This is a genomic window from Moraxella sp. CTOTU48268, assembly GCF_032069585.1.
Classification (GTDB): Bacteria; Pseudomonadota; Gammaproteobacteria; order Pseudomonadales; family Moraxellaceae; genus Faucicola; species Faucicola cinerea.
Genome location: NZ_DAMALV010000015.1, coordinates 42,226 through 61,956, shown reverse-complemented (window position 1 = coordinate 61,956; position 19,731 = coordinate 42,226). Strand labels below are relative to the sequence as shown.

Genomic DNA, 19,731 nt, shown 5'->3' with positions numbered 1-19,731 from the left:
CCAATTCTATCTTAATTTTGTGATTATTTGGTCTAGACATTGGGGAGTACCTTACTTTGCCTAAAACGATTGTTGTTCCCTTCAATATCAACCGTATGGCGTTTACCCACCTTTTTAAAATCAAAATCAAAGGCAGTTAAAAAGCTATCCCAGCAGACATAGCCAAAATCAACACCTAATTCATCAAGCTTGGCTGGTAGCTGTTTGGCTGTCTTTAGATTACGTTTACCCCATACGAAGGCAACAATCTCACTGGTATCTGGGTCGTATGCATAGACTAGCCATACCTTGTGCTTCTTATGCCCTACATACGTCCAAAACTCATCAACTTGCAGTTTTCGGTAATAGCGTTGTTTGGGTTTTATATCATGGTTTGAATTGACCAAAACCCTTAATACTTTGTACTTGCTAACTTTCTCAATGACAACAATGTCAGCAACACTACAGCCTCGAACTAGCATTAAGCGTATCTTGGCATTGATTTTGCTTTTGCATCCTTGGTAGCTTAAATCCATCTCATGGATGAATTGCCGATGGCAGTCTTTGCATTGGTAGTTCTGCTTGCCATAGATTTTCCAGCCGTTTTTCTTTATACTAAAGCCAAGACAGCTTGGGCATCTGATTGTAATTTGTGTCTTCATAACCTCAAATTATCATCTTTTTCTCAAGCTGTCTTTTTTATTTACACCTCAGCATACTTTTCAGACCAGTACCTAAAATTTTAATTTCAGTTGTTTGTTCTTGACCGTATTAAGTCATTTTTAATAAAAAATGAATCCTATAAATTTCAAATTGATAATTATATATTTTTTACAATAGATAAAAAAGTATTTTCAAGAGGTGATAAAAACAAATACTTCATGAACTAATTATCTTTATTTATTATTAAGTATCTGTTATCTTTATTATTTTTTGTGAACTATAATTTTGGTAGCTATAAGTTAAATAATATATGGCTAACTCGCTTTCGTTGTGTATGTTACCACTCTAAACTGTCTTAAACTGTTTTGGCAGCGACTGTATTTATTATAAAAAATAAGCATGCCCTTTTTAACGTATCTGTTTTTAATATAGCCTTTGCTGGCTAATAAATGGTTGAGCTTTCCAATTATCAGCGACTCACGCTAATATACTATGAGGTAAAATTCATTAACAACAAAAGCGACAATTACTGCATAAATGTCACAGTAACTAGATTATTTTCCGCTACAATTTATTTCTTCACTTTGGGCAACGCATAAGGGCAAAATTATGTACGTTAATTCAAGTACGCAATCACCGACCGTAGCAGTGATTGGCGGTGGTTCAGCAGGTTCTACGATTGCTATACGGCTGGCAATGGCGGGCATCCATGTGCATTTGATTGAAAAAAATGCCAGCCTTATCAATGCCCCACCCATGTGTCATCTGCATGCAGGTGGCAATTTGTACCGCGAAATCAGTGATGAAGATTGCCGCATGTTGATGCGCCAATGTATTGATATTGCCAAGTTGTATCCAGAGAGTATTGATGTGCGCCCCACCCTCATCACGGTGCCAAAACGCGATAACAATACCGCCACTGACTTACTGCCACGTCTTGATATGTTAACGGCTTACTATCAATCATTGGTTGATGCTGACCCTAGCAACCAAGTGTTGGGCAAAGTTCAAGATTATTACCGAGTATACGACAAGCAGCAAATTCAACAACTCATTCAATTAGAAGCTAAAGACATTCCGAGCACCACGGATGAGTGGGTTGTGGCAGCTCTTAAAGTAATGGATTTAGAAAAACTGCAATACCCCATCATTGCGGTGCAAGAATTTGGCTGGAATATTTTTAGACTCTCTGCCAGTGCTTTTTTACAATTGCAGCGCCTACAGAGCGCTCAAGTCCATCTAAATGCCCAAGTTGATGATTTAAAACGTCATATGGATGGCTGGCAAGTGTCATTTACCGATGAACATGGCGAGCTGCAGCGTATCTATGCCGATTTTGTGGTCAATGCTTGCGGGTTTAGAACCGGTATTATTGATGACAAAGCAGGCGTGCATATTAAGCGCATGGTTGAATTTAAAGCTTCTTATATCAGTGAATGGCGTGATTATAAGGGGCGTTTGCCTGAGATTATTTTTCATGGTGAGCGTGGCACGCCCAATGGCATGGCGCAGTTCACCCCTTATCCTGACGGGTTTTTTCAGCTACATGGCATGACCGAAAACATCACCTTATTTAATGATGGGTTAACCAAAGCTACACACCAAAGCAGCCAACCGCCCATTAATCCACAATATCTAAATTATATTGAAAACGGCTGGGAACCAAACGCCCTAAAACAGCGCACCCAAAACGCCATAGATTATGTCAGTGAATTTGTGCCAAGTTTTCGAACTGCACAAGCGGGAGATAATGCGCTATATGGTGGGCAGCAAGTACCAAGTGATGATATTACTGTGCGCGTCGCGGATTTACAGGTGTTTGCCAAGCTGCGTTATGCGGTGGCAGAAAATGTGAAAGCCAATTCTACCCTAGATGTGGCGGATAAAGTCATGGATGCGCTAGTTGATGCTAATTTGATAGAGAAATCTGCTTGCAAACGTCCCAACTGGCACAAAATCGATGTCAATGAAGTCAATATAGTCGCACGCGATATTGCCAAAGCCCGGCATTACCCATTACCGATGGCAAAGGTCAATCAGCGCTTACTGGTTTGATGGATTGCTTGATTATTTGATTGCTTGGGTAATAAAAAAGGTAGAAAAAATTCTACCTTTTTTACTTTCTTTTTTACTTTATCGTGATTAAGTAACAGTCTAAGCAAATAACCCTTGGGCATATTGATCGCGGATGACTTTTTTGTCAATTTTACCCACGCTGGTTTTTGGCAATTCCGTGATAAATTTCACATCCTGCGGAATACCGTATTTTGGCAAATGACCGCGCTCATACGCTTGCTGCGCAATCGCGATGATGTCTTCGGCTTTGGTGTCTTGATGATCGGGTTTGAGCACAATCAACGCCATCGGACGCTCACCCCAGCGCGCGTCAGGAATCGCAATCACAGCAATGTCGGCAACGCTTGGGTGTAATGACATAATGGTTTCTACTTCAAGCGAAGAGATCCATTCGCCCCCCGACTTGATGACATCTTTTAGCCGGTCGGTGATTTTGACATTGCCTTTTGCGTCCATCCAACCGATGTCTTGGGTGTGCAGATAACCACCTTCCCACAGCTCGTTGCCTGCGTCCTGATTTTTGTAGTAACTCTGTGTCAACCAAGGTGAACGCACTACGATTTCGCCTGTGGATGTGCCATCGTTTGGCATACGTTTGCCGTTGTTCCAGATTTGCAAATCGACCAATGGTACTGGTGAGCCAGACAAGCAGCGATGCTCAATTTGTTGTTCTTCGCTCATATCTTGGAACGTTTCATCAAAATTGACAATGCTGATAATAGGACAAGTCTCTGACATGCCATAGCCCGTACAAACTTCGATACCGCTGGCTACAGCCATTTTGGCAAGTCCTTGATTGAGCTTAGAGCCGCCGATGACCATTTTTAAGCCGTTGAATTTTTCTTGGCGTCTGTTGATTTCACCCAGTAGCATTTGCAAAATCGTTGGTACGCCATGGGTGGTGGTGACATTGTGTTTTTTTACCAAGTCAACCATGGTGGAAGGCACATAGCGACCTGGATAGATTTGCTCCAGTCCGAGCATGGTTGCGACAAAAGGAAACCCCCAAGCATGGACATGGAACATAGGTGTCATTGGCATATAGACATCTGAGTAGCGCAGCCCTTGACCTTCGATATTAAGTGCATTCGCAATTGCAACGACGAGAGTATGCATAACGATTTGACGATGGCTAAAAAATACGCCTTTGGGATTGCCTGTTGTACCGCTGGTATAGAAGGTTGTGGCAATGGTGTTTTCATCAAAATCTTCAAACTCGTACTCATCGCTGGCTTGTGCTAGCATGGTTTCGTATTCGCCTTGGGCGTATGGGGGCATTGGCGTGTTGTTATCATCCAACCAAATCACATGCTCGACCGATGGCGCATCTTGGGTGTGGCTTTTGATCATCGGTGAAAATTCTGAATTTAACAGTAGCGCTTTTGGTTTGGCATGATTGATGGTATATAGCACTTTGTCTTCTGACAAACGCACATTGACGGTTTGTAAGATATAGCCACACATCGGAATGGCAAAATAACATTCCAAATAACGGTGTGTATCCCAATCCATGACTGCAACCACATCGCCCTTTTGTAGGTTTAAGCCTTTTAAGACATTGGCTAAGCGATTGACACGTTTGAAAAACTCATGATAGGTGTAGCTGGTTTTGTCGGCGTAATGGATTTTTTTGTTGCCAGAGACCACTTTGGCGCGAGACAATAAATTTTTGATAAGTAAGGGAAAACCATAAGCTTGGTCGGCTTGTAGGTAGTTTTCGTGTTGATTTAAAATAGCTGTCATAGAACATTCCTTTGTTGTGGTATAACCAACGAGTCAATCAAATATTGCTCGTCTAACTTTCCTGTGAGTACTTCCTTGTGAATATTGACTATATACGAGCGGTAAAGCCAATACAACCAAAAATATGAAACTTTCCAGTTCAATATGTTTCATATTTTTACGGTTTTTTTACACTTTGGTGAAAAAAATTTTATTATGGGGTTTTGGTATACTGCCTTTGCTATAATGCGCGTTACATCTCCCCACTGAATGAAAAAATATGACCCAGCACTTTTGTTTGCCTAGCGATATCAGCCCCGAACAATTTTTAAGCGAATACTGGCAAAAAAAACCACTACTAATCAAACAGGGCTTGTCGCAATTGGTTGGTATGTTTGAGCCAGACGATATCATCGGGCTTGCCCAAGATGAAGACGCCACTGCCCGACTCATCAGCGAAAATAACCAACAATGGTCACTTAAAACTAGCCCTTTTACCGCCAAAGACTTTCAAAAACTGCCAAAACATTGGACGGTGCTGGTGCAAAATATGGAACAATGGTCGCCAGCGCTCGGCAACCTATGGCATGCGTTTGATTTTATTCCGCAGTGGCAACGTGATGACATCATGGTGTCGTATGCGCCATCAGGTGGCAGCGTTGGCAAGCATTATGACAATTATGATGTCTTTTTGGCACAAGGGTATGGCAAACGCCATTGGCAATTGGGCAAGTATTGCGACCAAACAACCCAATTTGAAGCAGGTCAACCGATTCGTTTGATGAATGAAATGGGCGAGCTGATATTTGATGAGGTGCTTGAGCCAGGCGATGTGCTGTATGTACCGACCAATCTATCCCATTACGGGGTGGCTGTTGAGGATTGTTTAACTTTTTCGTTTGGATTTAGGCGGCCTACCCCATTACAGCTGCTCGATAGTTTGGCAGATGTGGCTACCCATTTTGATGATTTAGCCATTCCTCTCAAAATCAACCAACCCCCCGCAGTTGCAGGCGAGCTGTCGATAGCCAGCGTTCACGATATCAAAGCGCAGCTGATTGCGCTGCTAAACTCTGAACTTGGCGATGAAATAATCACTCAAGCGATTAGCGAAACGGTAAGCAAGCGTCAATATGAGCTGATACTCCCTGACACGTATGCCGATATTGATGAGCTACAAAGCGCCTTGGCAGCGGGTGCAGTCATCAGACAAGACATGTCTAGCCGTATTATCTTTACCCAAGCGGATTCAAAAACCCAGATAAAAATTTATGTCAATGGCTGTGCCATTGACGCGGACGATATGCCCGCTAACGCGCAATCACTCCTCATTCGGCTCGCCAATGGCGAATCCGTCGATGAGCAAATTTTGCAAGCAGCCGATGTCGAAACTGATATAATTTGTGATTGGATAGAAAATGGCTGGGTAGTGATTGATTACCCTGAAGAAATCATTGGATAACGAAAAAATATTATGAGCTATTATTTTGGGTTTACCCCTTCCGTAGAATTGAGCGCTACCATTGATAAGGCGTATGAGCTGATTGCTAGCAAAAGTAGCGAACGTTATGACGTTTATCGCGATAAAATCACCCAGTTGACCAGTAAAGAGCTGATGGATGCGCTACTGATTAAATTAATCGAATCGCTACCGGATGATTCAGAACGAAAAGCGCATTTGATTAAAACCGCAGAAACCATTGAAGCGACTAGCGATAAACTGATTAACACACTGCTAAGCCCTACAAAAAATGAAGATGTGTTACCTAGCTTTGATTTTTTTGACCAAAAAGTGTTAAAAACCACCCAATCGGGTGAACGTCGTATCTCAGTGCCACTGAGTGATGAGCTAGCAAAGAGTTTACTGGCTACCATAGAAAATGTCCAAGCGGGTAACGGGCTTGAAGAGCAGCAAAATTTGATTCGGTTATTTAGCGAGTTGACCAAAGCCTGTTTGCAGCATTTTTTGGTCGATTTTACCAAAACGCTCAATTTAAATATGCTGAAACGTGCGGCGATTCCAATGACCGATGGCATCATTGTCAAAGTAATTGACATTGCCCTACACCGTTTAATCCCACAAATGCCGCAAGAATCGCTGGAGCGTTTTACCAAACATTACCAAGCGTTAATATTTAACGATTAGGTATTGCTAACCGTTATTATTCAATTAGCTAAAACTGCGTTACAATAGCCCACTTATTTTTTTAAATTAATAGGTCCACCATGAATCAACTTAGCAATCAGCAAATCGAAGAAGCGCTACGCAATTCTGAATGTTTAATCAGTAGTTTTGAAGTGAGTAGTGCTTACGAGCGTTTGGCAGCCAGTGTCAACCTGCACTATGCAGGTCAAAATCCCATTGTGATGGTGGTGATGAATGGCGGGTTGATTCCAGCAGGTCAACTGCTTACCCAGTTTACCTTCTACCATCGTATGTATTATATCCATGCGACCCGCTATCGCAACAACCAAGGCACCAATGAACTTGAATGGAAATTCAAACCTGAAATTGATTTGGCGGGTGAAGATATTTTATTGATTGATGATATTTTTGATGAAGGCATTACCCTAAAAGCGGTGGTCGATGAGCTGGCAAAAGAAAATCCAAAATCTATCCGCACCTGTGTGCTACTCAACAAACTCCATGACCGAAAAGTACAAGAGTTTAAAGTCGATTTTGTGGGTCTAGATGTGGCGGATCGCTATGTTTATGGCTGCGGTATGGACTATCACGGCTATCTACGCCATATGCCAGGGATTTATGCATTAAAAAATGTGTAAAGCTGCTTGTCATAAATAAAAAGGTATCGTTGGATACCTTTTTTTATGGCGTATTTTTTAGAAGATATCTTTTTAGAATGTCTCTTTGTATGACCTATCTTTTATGGCGTGTTGTTGAGATGATCAAATTGTAATTGCAAGCCAGTTTGTCGAACCGCTTTTTGTGTCACCGCTAACTCAAGATTTTCTTTAGCGCTATATATGGATAAGGCGGATTTACTGCGCGTCACCGCTGTATAAATCAGCGCTTGGCTTAGTAGCCTTGTATGGGCTTTATCAATACAAATGGCGACCGTGTGAAATTCTGAGCCTTGTGACTTATGAATGGTCATCGCATACGCATAGTCACAACTTTCACGGCTTAATCGCTGGATGGGTATCACTTTTTCTGCAAAACACGCGTATAGCTGCCCTTGGTACAACAAACAAATCGCAATATCGCCATTAAATAACCCCAACTGGTAATCATTGTTTTGGATGATAATCGGTAAACCGTGATAAAAGTAAGCTTTGGTTCGTGTGATTTTGGAAAATTCGGTAAAAGCTAGGCTCATCTTTTGGTTGATTGATTGGGTGCCCAATTGTCCTTGATGACCTGCACACAGAATGCGATAACTATCAAACACCTCGAACAATCCTTTTCGATTATCCGCTTCAAAAATATTGACTGGCTGGCTGTACCATTGCTGCATAAGCGCAAAAAATGGATGATAAGGTTGCGCTAATTGGCTGAAAACAGCAGGCAAACTCGATGACGCACCAATTGGGTAAAAAGGAATATTGGCTGTTTGCTGTTTTTTACCAGCCAAGTCGGATGGATTTTCACTTTGAGACAGCTTAATTGCTTGCAAATCAATGGGTTGTAATAATCGCTGGATTAGCTTTATTTTTTTAGGTGCAGGCAAATTTTGCTGAATGGCGAGAGCAAACTGACCGACAACTGAATTTGAATCAAAGCGTTTTGACTCGGTCAACTCCGTGATATAAGGCTGCAAACGCGTCACCGTACACAAATCTGATAGAACCGACCCCGCGTCTACCGCAGCCAGCTGGTTTGCATCACCCAATAAAATCAGCCGACCCGTGGGTTTGATAGCATCAGCCAACTGACTGGCGAGCTCAAGCCCTAGCATGGACGCTTCATCTACGATAATCAAATCATCGGGTAATGGATTTTTGGCATGATAGCGTGGTATGCCATCACTACCAATACCCAACAGCCGATGTAATGTTTTTGCATTGTCCAAAGTGATTTCTTCATCTTGCAGGCTTTTTTGCAAGCTTATACGTAATGACTCTTGCATACGCTGCGCCGCCTTCCCTGTGGGTGCAGTCAAGGTGATAGATAAAGGCGGTAAATTAGGGTCCTGTTTTCTTTTGTGCTCGTGCCCCTTTTGCAAACTGGTTACCAGCTTCGCCACAGTAAAAGTTTTGCCTGTACCAGGGCCACCGATAATGATACTCAATGCGTGTTGGCTTGATTTTTCTATGGCGAGCTGCTGCATCGTATTGGGTTTGGGTGCCAAACCGTTATCGACTTCTCTTGATGAAGATATACCATTAAACGCCGCCACTTTTCTATGGGCGATTTTCATCAACTGCTTGGCTAACGATTGTTCTGCATACCATTGCCGATGTAGCCAAACAATGTAGCTAACTTGCGTTTCACCAACTCCATCGTCTGATTGGTCGAGCTTTTGAAGAATGATAGGCGTATTGGTATCATGGTTGCGTAATTCATCACCCGCCCCTATTACGCTTGCCCAGTTATTGTCCGTCAACTCTGCAATGAGTGATTTTTCATCTTCATTGTTGACCGTCATTTCATACACGGTATGACCTTCTGATAGTTGTTCATTTATTTGGTCAAAAATTTGCAAGATTTTCGGTTTTTCGTTTAGTGTTTTGTGGTTGTTTTGATTATCTTTGTTTAGGCTATTTTTATTGGTTTCTGTATTAGTTAGCTGTGATTTTTGCTGCTTGCGGTATTGAATAAAATTGGCTAATTGGGTTAATTTAGCAGTTTCTTCAATTGTAGGGATTGTCTCAGTGGTGGTGTTTTTCATAATAAATTCTTTATGCGTAATGGTTAATTTTAATTGCCGTTGGGATAGCCGAACATATCATCGAGTGCCAAGATAAAGGCACTATCAAACTGCTTTACTAGTCTCCCACGGGTGTCATGCTTGGGTGACATACCGCGTAAAAAGGCATATTCGACCGCACCCAAATGGGTATTGATATCATAATTAGCTAATCGCAGTTTGAGATAGCGATGCAATGCCACTTGGTAGATGCTTGCTTGCAGCCAATAACTATGCGTGGTCATCGCATCATATAATGCCGCTGGGTTATAATTGTCAAAATCATTGCCAAGATAATTGCTTTTATAATCGACGATAAAAAACTGTGTGCCGTGCTGATACACCAAGTCAATCTCCCCTTTGAGATACTGCCAAACCATGGTGTTGATTTCTTGGCTCTGCAATTGCAGTGGGATATCAAATTGGTGAAACAACGCATTCAAGTCGCTAAATGACAAATGCTGGTTTAAGCGTAAATTAAACCCTAATTCAGCAACTTTTTGGTTGTATTTTATATTGACCAGCGGCACTGCCGAAGCGGCTAACGGCGTATGGATGATGTCATCTAGCCAATCCACCAACGCGACATAATCCGGCTGCAAATCATCAATGTTGATATCATGCCAATTGCCATACTGCCCTGCACTACTCTCTTTTGTAGAAAAATAATTGCTCGGCATTTGATAGCGTCTTAACGTGCGATCCACCATGACTGACCAGCGTTTTAACTTGTCTTCTCTGGCATCTTGCTGTGGTACCGCCAACTCAGGGGTTTCATTGTAATTATTGGCGATGTCTTCTAAAACACTATGTAAAAAAGTACCCGGGTTTGTGCCTTTTTCAAAGTTAAATCTAATGGAATTAACCTCGTTACTCGACTCCCCCGTTAGCCTGTTATTGGGGATAGGCAATAAACGGGTTTGCGCCGCTAACAAAATGTCATCATCTTGCCTGTCTTCGGCATTAACCACTGTGTCAACGCTAGTATGATCGATATAACGAGACAATGCGGTAAAACTGGTATTCGCCCATCCTTTAAAGGTATCGATGGTGATGACCTTGATGATTTCATCGTAATCAATCTTAGCAGCCGTAGCGTTTTCCTCATTTTTTTTGTTTGTAAACTTTAACTTTGAATCATAGTATTTACTTAGGCTATTTGAATTTATGATATTTGTCGTTTCAGTCAATGTTTCTTTGATAGCAAATTTTGCTAAATCGTCCATAAAAGGCGCCAAAGCAGAATTTTTTACCGCAGATTTTTTGGCGACAGTAATAAGATACACTTGTTCTTTTGCACGGGTAAGGGCAACATACAATAATCGCAGTCGTTCCTCGTAGGCGGATTGGTCTTCAATGTCGACATAATTGATTGGATTAATTGAATTATTATCGGCTATTTGGCTGGGTAACGCGGTCAATCGGCGGCTTAACAGCGGGTTATCATTGTTTTGAGTCAATTTTTGAGTGAATTGGGGCGCTGCTTGATGGGTGGTTTGTATACCATACAGATATAATGGCGCACCATAAAACTTGGCTTTACTCTCCCCGGTAAATCCAACCACAAACACTATCGGAAACTCCAAGCCTTTAGACGCGTGAACCGTCATCAGTTGCACCCCTTCATCAGATGGCAAGCGCTGCTGCGTTGACCAATCTTCTTTTGGCTGCTGCTGCACTTGGGCGCAGAACCACTCAAACAGTTGATGCTCGCCTACCTGTCCATTGAACTGGTCGCTAATAATATCTAACAACTGGCGTAAATCGATGAGCAATCGCTCGCCATTTGGATGTTTGGCGAGGCGCTGCCAAAAATTGAGGGTGATTTGGTTGGGTAAAGTAAGCGGTTGATTTAATAGCCACTGTATAGCGACCAAAAAACTGTGTTTTTGCCACAATTCGCTGGCGGTCAATACCAACTGCTGAATCTCAGCCAAACTGGTGTTTGTTGAGGCTTGATGAGCTTGTCCTTGCGCCTCTTGGGCATTAGTTTGATTAAGCGCATCATACAACTGGTTGATTTGTTCAAGGGTCAGCTGAAAAAAACTAGACAACATCAAGGATTTTAATTTCGATTCGCTAAATGGCGTCAACAGCACGCTTTGTAAGGTCATCAAATCAACACTCATGCTATCACCAAAGACATTTTGACTACCGCCTCTCACGGTCGCAATCCCATGATGATGTAAGCGTTTCTCGATGGTATTAAGCTCACTGTTTTTGACTGCCAACACACAAATATCACTCAGCGTTAAGCCACGATTTTGGTAGCTTAATAGTTTGCCATCATCAAATAAATCAAAAATTTGCGCGGCAATCGCATCTGCATAATCCACCGTTTTTTCATCACTTGATGAGATGATGTCATTCGAGGAATCAGTATCATTTGATATGGCGTCATTCTCGGCTACTGCCACCACTTGCTGACTATAAGGCGCTTTATATTCGATAGCAATATGATTGAACGCAGGTAATCTAGCAGCTTCATTGCCTACCCCATTACCGATAACCAGCTCAGCGGTTTCGCGCGTGGCAGAGATTTTACGATAATAAATTTCACGCCCCATAAAATACGGCTGTTGGCTGATATTGGGCAACTGGTCGGCTTGATTTGGGTCAATATCTTGCTCGCCAACGCCATACCAGTGATTGAGGCTATCAATCAGCGCGGCTGATGAGCGATGGTTTTGGTTGAGTGACTTGGGCTGTTCCGGAAATAATTTTTTTAGCGTGGTGTAATTTTGTACGTCCCCGCCGCGAAATCCATAAATTGCCTGTTTGGGATCGCCTACCAATAACAAAAATTGCGAGGGTGTGTGATATTTTTTAGCATTTGATTTTTCTGCTTTATCTACTGTATCTGGCTCAAAATCTTGTAAATAAACCCTTTGAATTAGTAACGCTTGTTCGGTGTTGATATCTTGCGATTCGTCAATTAAGGCGATGGGATACTGATGGCGAATATAACGCGCTAACGATTGACCTTTTTTGTCTGATAACGCATCGTTTAACCGCGTCAACTGTAACGCAAAGGTAGTTAGCCGCTGTGATTCTAGTCGTTTTGGCAGGTGAGTACGCACGTAACGGCTAATAAACTGGGTAAAGTAAAAATTTACTTGTTTAAAGTAGTCTTGCAAGGCTTGCGTTTGTTGGATAAGCTGCCAAATATTGTCCACGATATCAAAGGATTTGAATGTGGCGCTTTGCTGTTCTTTTTTGCCATTAAAGCCTTTATCGTTGACGTATAAATCTTCAATGCCTTCTAGCACCTTGACTATATTGCCAACTTTATAAATAGCAAAGACATTGGTAATATCACCCGTACTGAGTAAATTTTGCAGATTTTTAATTTCGTTAAAGTGTTTATGAAGTTTATTGCCAGCACTAAACCCTTGGGCTTTACGAAAGTCACTGTCAAAATATGCCTCAAACTGACTATCATTATCATCTGCAATCGACTGCATCAGCGCCTTGATAGCAGTAGTATCAAACGTTGTCAATGATACAGTATCGATGTCAGCGGTATAAAAATTTAGCGCGCGATTGACCGCCTCGTAGTAATCATCAACGGGTAAAAACACGTTATTGTCAAACATCATCGGATACAATTCAGGCATATTGGCATTGACCTGCGCCATAAATGCCCTTATTTGGTCGTGAATCATACCCTTGATGATGCCGCTGACATCATTACTAATTTGCACCTCTGCAGAAAACCCCGTTTCGCTACTGTATTCTCTTAGCCACTTTTGACACAAACTATCGAGGGTACTAACAAATAAGCGATCAAGCTGGTTGAGTGCCAATGTGGTGCGCTGCAGTGCGATACGAAAATTGACGGTATTTTTGGCAGATTTATGGGTGCTGTTTTCACTATCCTCGGCGGTTGGCTTTGGGGTACTTAGACTTTCTTTCGGGCTTGCTGCAGCGGTTACATCTACCGGCAACCCAAAGACTTGTTTGGCGACCCACTCGATTAAGTGTTTATTGATAGGGTCTTGGTACTTACCCAGTAAATTTTTTTGTGCCGCAAGCGCTTGTACCTGCGCAATAAAATGTGCATATTTTTGCACAGCGATAGCTTTGCTGCTATCCAACTCATTTTCATTTAACGGTGTAAATGTAGAATGATTAATCATTTGCAGCAATTGATAAAAATCTTGCAAGCGCTCACGAATCCGCTGGCGCATTTCGGCAGCGGCACTTCGCGTAAAGGTCGTGGCGATAATTTTTTCACACGGCTGCCCCGCTTGCACGATTAGTCGCAACATCACGCCCGTCAGCGTCCATGTTTTGCCTGTGCCTGCTGAGGCTTCAATCAAATGACGCCCCGTCAATGGCAAAGTGACTGCAGGAGGTAGTAAAGATTCAGCGTCTTCTTTAATGCGTGCTTCGTCGATGTTTGTTTGAGTGTTTGTTTCGATGTCTGCCTCGATATTTGTTTCACTACTTACTTTTATGCTTAGGGTATGAAGATCGTGTTTCATAAGATTTCTTTGATAAAAATGCGTGTCATGCTTCAATAAGTTGATGCAATTCTTTGACCATAGATAACATAGGCTCATAAATCAGCGCGCCCAGCGTCTGTGCAAACCCAATAACCACCGATGGTTTATAATCGCCAATTAAATGCTGCCAAATCGGGTAGTCAAACTGGTTCACATCCACAAAATTAAAATTACTGTCTTTTAGCCAATCACCTAGATGCTGGCTGGCTGGTGCCTCTGGCTGCTTTTGTTGTTTTTGTAAAAATGACAGGCAAAAAGCGGGCGGTACAATGGTTACGACGCTATCAATGAATTGATACACCATCACAATGTCCTGCAAATAATCACAGGCTTGCTCACAAGGGATGGCAGGTAAATACACGGTTTTTTTATTGCTAAACTGCCATAGCGAAAAGCCATCATTCAGCTGTGCTTGTTGAGCCGTGGTGCGGCGAAGTACTTGCCAACATAAATGATGCAGCCAAAATTGCAATAGGTATTTTTCTTTGCCAGACGTTGGCAAATAATTTAACCAATAGCTGGGATTGGCAGCTGCTGCAACCTGATCTTCAATTGATTGATACGGTTTATATAATGGCAGGTTAGCAGTGATGACCCAGCTTTCTTTAGTGTCCATCAGTCCCGCTTGTTTATCCAGCGCCAAGGCACTAATGGCGATTCGCTGCTCTTCACAGGGGGTTAACGCCGTTGCCACCCACTGGACGACCTCGTCCGTATTTTGTACATTTAACGCGCCAAATTTGTCTGAATAAAAATTCCCTAACAACTTTGCCTCAGTAGCATCAAGCTGTTGACTGATGGTTTTTAAGTGATGAACAAAGTCCTGCAAATCTTTTTTGAGTTGTTGCTTATTTTGCTGCAACGATTGATAGCGGTTCACCCCGGCTGGTAATAACTCATTGATAGCAATGTTGATTGATTGTTGAGCGACTGATGTTTGCGCATTTGCTGCCAGTTTCATCTCGTTTTTTTGAGTATTATGGTTATTATCGCCCTTATCGGACAAGGCTTGGGCAAAAAAAGCGTCTAACAAAGATTTACGCAACAACCAGCCATCTAACGCATCCAAGGTTAACGATTCAAACTCGTTATCACCACTATCATTGTCACCTTGGGCAGGGATAGCAATGTTTTGTGCCTTCACAAAGGCTTTGGCAGGATCGGCTAGGTTGCCAACGATTTTGCTCAAGTTGACATAATGCTGCTGCGACTGTTCAGGCATATCAGACAGCTGCTGTTTTAGTTGTTGCCACTGCGATAGCCAGTCAATTAGTTGCTTTGTATCCCAGACTTGCACGATTGGCTGAGTGGAAGTAGCGTTTTTATCTTGCAGCGCTGTATAAAGATTGTGCCAAATTTTGGCAGGTGGGTACAGGGCGGTTTTTGACAGCTTGATTTGCTGGTTTAGGCTGGCTGTGGTTTGTTGTAAATCAGCAGATACCCCATCGTCATTAATTTGCTCGGGACTTTGAATACCTTTATCTTTATGCTCGCTGTTATGCTCAGTTTGCGCCAATTCAAAATAACTTTTATCAAATGGCAAGGCGGCATGATGGGTGACCAAATACGCTTTTACCCATTGTTCAAAGTTGGCTGATTGGGAATTTGGGGGATTTTGAGGGCTGTTGCTTAGGCTATTTTGGTCGTTATTGGGGTCAATGATTACGTCATCACTCACCATTCGGTTTTGCAAAAAGTCGAGTAATTCCTGTACGGGACTTGCAGGTAAATACTCGTGGGTATCTGTGGTACTTTTACCATTATAAAATATCCAGCACGCTTGCTTGGCGCACAACAGCGCATCCAAAAACGCGCCTAAATCGTCGTCTTCTCGAAATCTGTCACCGCGAATGGGCAATCCTGCCTGCATCAAGTTATAACGGTTTTGCTGCTCTTGCTTTGGAAACTCAGATAAATTTAAATTGAGCATCACCACCAACTTATACGGCAGGCTGCGCACTGAACCGATACGGGCAAAAGTAATCACCCCAGACGGCTCGGCACTTACTTGCTGATTGATAATCGATTGGGCGATGTTTTCGAGTACAAAAGTGAGTTTAAGTGGCAAATGCTCGGTGTCAATTTGCTGCACTGGCTCGGTAGATGTGTTGGGGTTTTTTGCGGTTTTGCTTGTTACCGTAGCAAGGTATTTGCTATTGGCTTCGATATTTTCTTTTAGGTCATTTTGTGCGGCAAAAATGGCACGCCACGCATTGGTTTGATTAAATCGGCTAAATTTTTGCTGAATGAGCTTTTCTATTTGGCTTAGCCAGTCAGGCAGGGTTTTGACGTCATTGCCTAGGTGACGATTTTCATCCAACGTTTGATAAATATCACACAGCACAGCGACGATGTCGGCATCTGCCATGGTCAAGTTTGTCAGTGGTACAAACTTCTCTACCACGCCAAAGCTATTGGTATACTCGCCAAAACTGACCACCGTGGCTTTGGGCATCATCACCCCAGCGACCAAGCGCTCAAGCGCATAAGCAAAGGTGTATCGATAGTCATCATCGGCGGCACTTAAGGTTTGCTGCAAATGCAGCTCGTCAAACCCGCGAATAAATCCTGCCTGAGTCAGCAAATCACAAGCACGGGTCATCTGCTCCAAATTAAGCCCAAAGCTTTCATATAGCGGCGCTAGCATCAACCAATCAAATACTTCGCTACGCTGAAACCGAGCGCCCGCACGATTGAGCAGCGTGTAGTACCCTGTAATCGCTTGCCAAAGCAGGTTGATATCTTTTGCCACCACGCCTGTCACTTTGGCGGGCAACTGATAGCCATCACCGCCCACATGTTTGGGGAACGTGGCTTCGATGATGTTTTGGTGCGTTTCGATATCGGGCAATAATACCAAAATATCTGACAACGCCCGTCTATCCCAAGGATCAGTGGGAATCTGCGCTGGTGTGGCTTGCATATCGCTATAATTTAGCCACCCGATAATCATACTGCGTAGCACTTCAAGCTGGCGCACCATGCTATGACAAACATGAATGGCAATACTGGTATCAAGTGGCTTGGGTCGCCATTTTTCCACGTTTTCAAGTTGCTTGTTGGATTCTTGCTTGAGTTTGTCTTTAATGGCTTTGTATAGACCAAGCGTGGATTCAATATCTTTCAGTCCATTACTTTGAATATTGGCAAGCTGCTGCTGCAAAAGCTGGGTTTGCTGCGCGAGATTTTGGCGGCTATTTTCACTCGCTGCTTTTGCTACCTTTGCTTCCTCACCTTTCACCAGTTTAAGCATGTCATTGATTTTGGCGGTGGTTGCGACTTCTTCTAGCATCAAGATGTCATGTTGGATAAATTCGAGTAACGTATTGGGCGGTGTGTTATCAAAATCATCTTGCCATAGCACATGCTCATATTCATTACCCGATAAGCTTGCGAGCATGGCAAACACTTCACGCGATTGTTTGCCAAACCGTGACAACAAGGTATGACCATAATCTTTTAGATACCAAGCGTCATGCTTGCTGGCATCGTCTTCCATTTGCATTTGCATGAGCCAGTTTTTATCGACGATATCTGCCCAAAATTGCTCTGACGGGTTAAAGTGTAAAATCGTGACGTCGGTGAGCACTCCTAAGCGTTGTAAATCCAATAACTCTGTCGGCGGTAACTGCTGCAAAGTAAATAAAAACACGTGTTTTGGTAACTTGCTACGACTGATGTTGCGGATACGGGTCTCTGAATGGTTTAATGCTTGCCAAAACTGCTGATGGAGCTGCTCGCGAAACCGGTAGTCATCATCAAACAGCTGCCGCCATAAAAATCGCTGCGCGGCTTCTAACTGTTCGTAGTGCTCAACAAGCCAGTCAGGCGTGTCAATGGCATTGGACGCATCCCGCCCGTTTAAGCGATTATGCAGCGCATCTTTTTTGGCAATCATGTCACTCACCGCGACAGGCTTGTCTTGCCCCCAATTACTGAGCCACTGCGGACGATAGGTCATATAGCGATTGAGCATATTTGCCATATCACTGGCTAGCTGCCAGATGCGTTGATCTTGGGTTTGCAACTCAGCAGATTGGCTAATCACCTCATTAGACAGTAGCGATTGGTTATTCGCCCAGATCAAACTGTCAACGATGGCGGGTGTATCAGGTGCAAAACCAGTCGTATTTGGGCTATCCGCTTCTTTTTCTTCAACCAATGGGGATAAAAATGGATAAAGCGGATGTTGCGGCTGCTCCACAATGGCTTGTCGATACTGGGTTAAATAGCCAAAGATTTGCCACTGCATAACGTTTTTGGACAGCATTGCTACTTCTGGCACGTCTAATATATCGTCGTCTTCCGAGATGCGCGCATAGGTTCTTAAAACCCGCTGCATCAGTCCCAAAAAATAGCGACCCCAAAATTCAGTAGTCACTAAGGTGCTGATGCCTGCCTTATCTGCGACTTGTTTTTTTAACCACTCCCCCATGACTTTAGATGGCACAATCACTTGAAATGGCTCAAAAATTGAGCCTTGATAACTGGGATTTTTGTAGGCGTTTAACAAATGGTCAAATAGCTTATCGACTTTATTGCTTTGTATAATCGTTAGCATGCAGTAAATACTCAAGAATTTTTATAGATAGTGAGTGGGTCGCTCAAAAAATTATACAGCAAAAAAATGCACCACCATCACCGCTCAATGAAAAAATCGCCCGAATTGCCACAGTCGCGACAGCTAGTGTCGCCTACAATCTATTAACCTCTGTAACTCACTTAGCTTTTATGCACTACAAAATATGCAATACACCGTGAACAAAGTGATAAACTTATTCCTACGTCACTCATAAGTATGTTTTTGGTTACGTTTCATCTTTAAGTGTTGTAAGCCATTTGTTTTACTTATAATATTAAGCTTATTAGGTCTAAGGTATAAAAGAAAAAACCGTATAAAAGAAAAAAACAAGGAGACGACCATGACAGACAATACTAACGCTAACCCTATCGATAAATCTCAATTAGACAACGCCCAATCTAATGTTGCTAATGAAGCGATGGAAGGCATCAATCGTACCGACATCAACCAAGATAATGCGAGCACTCCTACCTCTAAGGGTTCTGATGAATCGCTACTTGATATGTTACATGAGGCGAAAAAATTCGAAGATGAAGAATAAGATACAATCAAACGGTTAAGGTCGCTACTTAGCCGTTTTTTTACGGGTTAATAAATATACTTGATAAGCCAACGCTGACGATAACACAATCACAATGGGTAACATCAGCGTCATGTATTTGTAGTGGATATAGCCCAAAGCACCTAATATCCCGCCCCCCCCGCAAAAGCTGTACCATATCATCGCTTGAAACACGAACATCTTCTTATTAATCGGTCTGCCCGCCAGCCAATTGCCCAAGGCTGAGCCCATATCTGAGGTCAATCCTGTCAAATGGGTAGTGCGAATCACCGCACCGCTATAGGTTGCGACCATCGAATTTTGCAGTCCGCAAGCCATCGCGGCAAACACCTGTCCCCAAAACGACTGATAGCTAAATAAAATCAAACTGATGATTAATAAACTTGCTTCAATTAACAAAGCCTTGCCATAGCGCTTACCTTCTTTTAATGCCGTACTACCCACCACAAAGCCACTGATAACTGCCCCAGATAAAAACGATAACAGCACGATACAAACCATCGCCATCTGCTGGTAGTGCTGTTCCGCCAATGCTGTGGCAAATAGCGTCACATTGCCCGTTACATGCGAAGCAGATAAGTGCGTGAAGCCGACTAATGCGGTGCTATTGATACACCCTGCATTAAACGCCAGCACGCAGCCACCCCATAAAATCCACTTAGGTAATTTATTAATCATTAGCTACCGCCATTTATCAGTCTTTACCTGATTTGCCAAACATGTTAAGCCTGACAAAAAATGGTAAGCTTAACCAGACGGCTTTGCAATCCC

General features: G+C 42.8%; 10 protein-coding genes and 1 pseudogene. 5 read left to right on the top strand and 6 right to left on the bottom strand.

Annotation, left to right across the window (positions count from 1 at the left end; translation table 11 throughout):
• Positions 1-56: 56 nt before the first annotated feature.
• A pseudogene (locus RT143_RS07030) lies at positions 57-641 on the bottom strand (IS1 family transposase); the annotation flags it as partial.
• Between the two features lie 610 nt (positions 642-1,251).
• Here RT143_RS07030 and RT143_RS07025 point away from each other — a divergent pair.
• Positions 1,252-2,697, top strand: a complete 1,446-nt coding sequence (locus RT143_RS07025) for an FAD-dependent oxidoreductase (RefSeq protein WP_313092075.1) — start codon at positions 1,252-1,254, stop codon at positions 2,695-2,697.
• Between the two features lie 99 nt (positions 2,698-2,796).
• On the opposite strand, the gene RT143_RS07020 is transcribed toward RT143_RS07025, so the two are convergent.
• Positions 2,797-4,461, bottom strand: coding sequence for a fatty acid--CoA ligase (locus RT143_RS07020; RefSeq protein ID WP_313092074.1), 1,665 nt, complete (start codon positions 4,459-4,461; stop codon positions 2,797-2,799).
• A 259-nt stretch (positions 4,462-4,720) separates the two neighbouring features.
• On the opposite strand from RT143_RS07020, the gene RT143_RS07015 reads away from it, so the two are divergent.
• The 3 genes from RT143_RS07015 (at position 4,721) to RT143_RS07005 (ending at position 7,224) form a co-directional block, all read left to right on the top strand.
• Positions 4,721-5,902, top strand: a complete 1,182-nt coding sequence (locus tag RT143_RS07015; RefSeq protein WP_313092072.1) for a JmjC domain-containing protein — start codon at positions 4,721-4,723, stop codon at positions 5,900-5,902.
• 12 nt (positions 5,903-5,914) lie between these two features.
• Complete coding sequence (locus RT143_RS07010; protein ID WP_313092071.1) at positions 5,915-6,586, top strand: hypothetical protein; 672 nt, start codon at positions 5,915-5,917, stop codon at positions 6,584-6,586.
• 80 nt (positions 6,587-6,666) lie between these two features.
• The gene (locus tag RT143_RS07005; RefSeq protein WP_007115322.1) at positions 6,667-7,224 is read left to right on the top strand and encodes a hypoxanthine-guanine phosphoribosyltransferase; all 558 of its coding nucleotides are present in this window, start codon (positions 6,667-6,669) and stop codon (positions 7,222-7,224) included.
• Positions 7,225-7,325: 101 nt separating this feature from the next.
• On the opposite strand, the gene recD is transcribed toward RT143_RS07005, so the two are convergent.
• The 3 genes from recD to RT143_RS06990 are packed head-to-tail and all read right to left on the bottom strand — an operon-like array spanning position 7,326 to position 18,377.
• Positions 7,326-9,290 carry an exodeoxyribonuclease V subunit alpha gene (recD, locus tag RT143_RS07000; RefSeq protein WP_313092070.1) on the bottom strand — a complete coding sequence of 655 codons (1,965 nt, stop codon included), beginning with the start codon at positions 9,288-9,290 and terminating at the stop codon, positions 7,326-7,328.
• A 29-nt stretch (positions 9,291-9,319) separates the two neighbouring features.
• Complete coding sequence (locus RT143_RS06995; protein ID WP_313092068.1) at positions 9,320-13,795, bottom strand: UvrD-helicase domain-containing protein; 4,476 nt, start codon at positions 13,793-13,795, stop codon at positions 9,320-9,322.
• A 25-nt stretch (positions 13,796-13,820) separates the two neighbouring features.
• Positions 13,821-18,377 carry an exodeoxyribonuclease V subunit gamma gene (locus RT143_RS06990; protein WP_313092067.1) on the bottom strand — a complete coding sequence of 1,519 codons (4,557 nt, stop codon included), beginning with the start codon at positions 18,375-18,377 and terminating at the stop codon, positions 13,821-13,823.
• 361 nt (positions 18,378-18,738) lie between these two features.
• Here RT143_RS06990 and RT143_RS06985 point away from each other — a divergent pair, with 361 nt between their 5' ends.
• A complete protein-coding gene (locus tag RT143_RS06985; protein ID WP_313092065.1) occupies positions 18,739-18,939 on the top strand; it encodes a hypothetical protein in 201 nt (66 codons plus the stop codon).
• A 24-nt stretch (positions 18,940-18,963) separates the two neighbouring features.
• On the opposite strand, the gene RT143_RS06980 is transcribed toward RT143_RS06985, so the two are convergent.
• Positions 18,964-19,638, bottom strand: a complete 675-nt coding sequence (locus tag RT143_RS06980) for a YoaK family protein (protein WP_313092063.1) — start codon at positions 19,636-19,638, stop codon at positions 18,964-18,966.
• Between the last annotated feature and the right edge of the window lie 93 nt (positions 19,639-19,731).

Coding starts and splice junctions, on each gene's coding strand:
- RT143_RS07025 (WP_313092075.1), top strand. CDS start 1,252: ATGTACGTTAATTCAAGTACGCAATCACCGACCGTAGCAGTGATTGGC.
- RT143_RS07020 (WP_313092074.1), bottom strand. CDS start 4,461: ATGACAGCTATTTTAAATCAACACGAAAACTACCTACAAGCCGACCAA.
- RT143_RS07015 (WP_313092072.1), top strand. CDS start 4,721: ATGACCCAGCACTTTTGTTTGCCTAGCGATATCAGCCCCGAACAATTT.
- RT143_RS07010 (WP_313092071.1), top strand. CDS start 5,915: ATGAGCTATTATTTTGGGTTTACCCCTTCCGTAGAATTGAGCGCTACC.
- RT143_RS07005 (WP_007115322.1), top strand. CDS start 6,667: ATGAATCAACTTAGCAATCAGCAAATCGAAGAAGCGCTACGCAATTCT.
- recD (WP_313092070.1), bottom strand. CDS start 9,290: ATGAAAAACACCACCACTGAGACAATCCCTACAATTGAAGAAACTGCT.
- RT143_RS06995 (WP_313092068.1), bottom strand. CDS start 13,795: ATGAAACACGATCTTCATACCCTAAGCATAAAAGTAAGTAGTGAAACA.
- RT143_RS06990 (WP_313092067.1), bottom strand. CDS start 18,377: ATGCTAACGATTATACAAAGCAATAAAGTCGATAAGCTATTTGACCAT.
- RT143_RS06985 (WP_313092065.1), top strand. CDS start 18,739: ATGACAGACAATACTAACGCTAACCCTATCGATAAATCTCAATTAGAC.
- RT143_RS06980 (WP_313092063.1), bottom strand. CDS start 19,638: ATGATTAATAAATTACCTAAGTGGATTTTATGGGGTGGCTGCGTGCTG.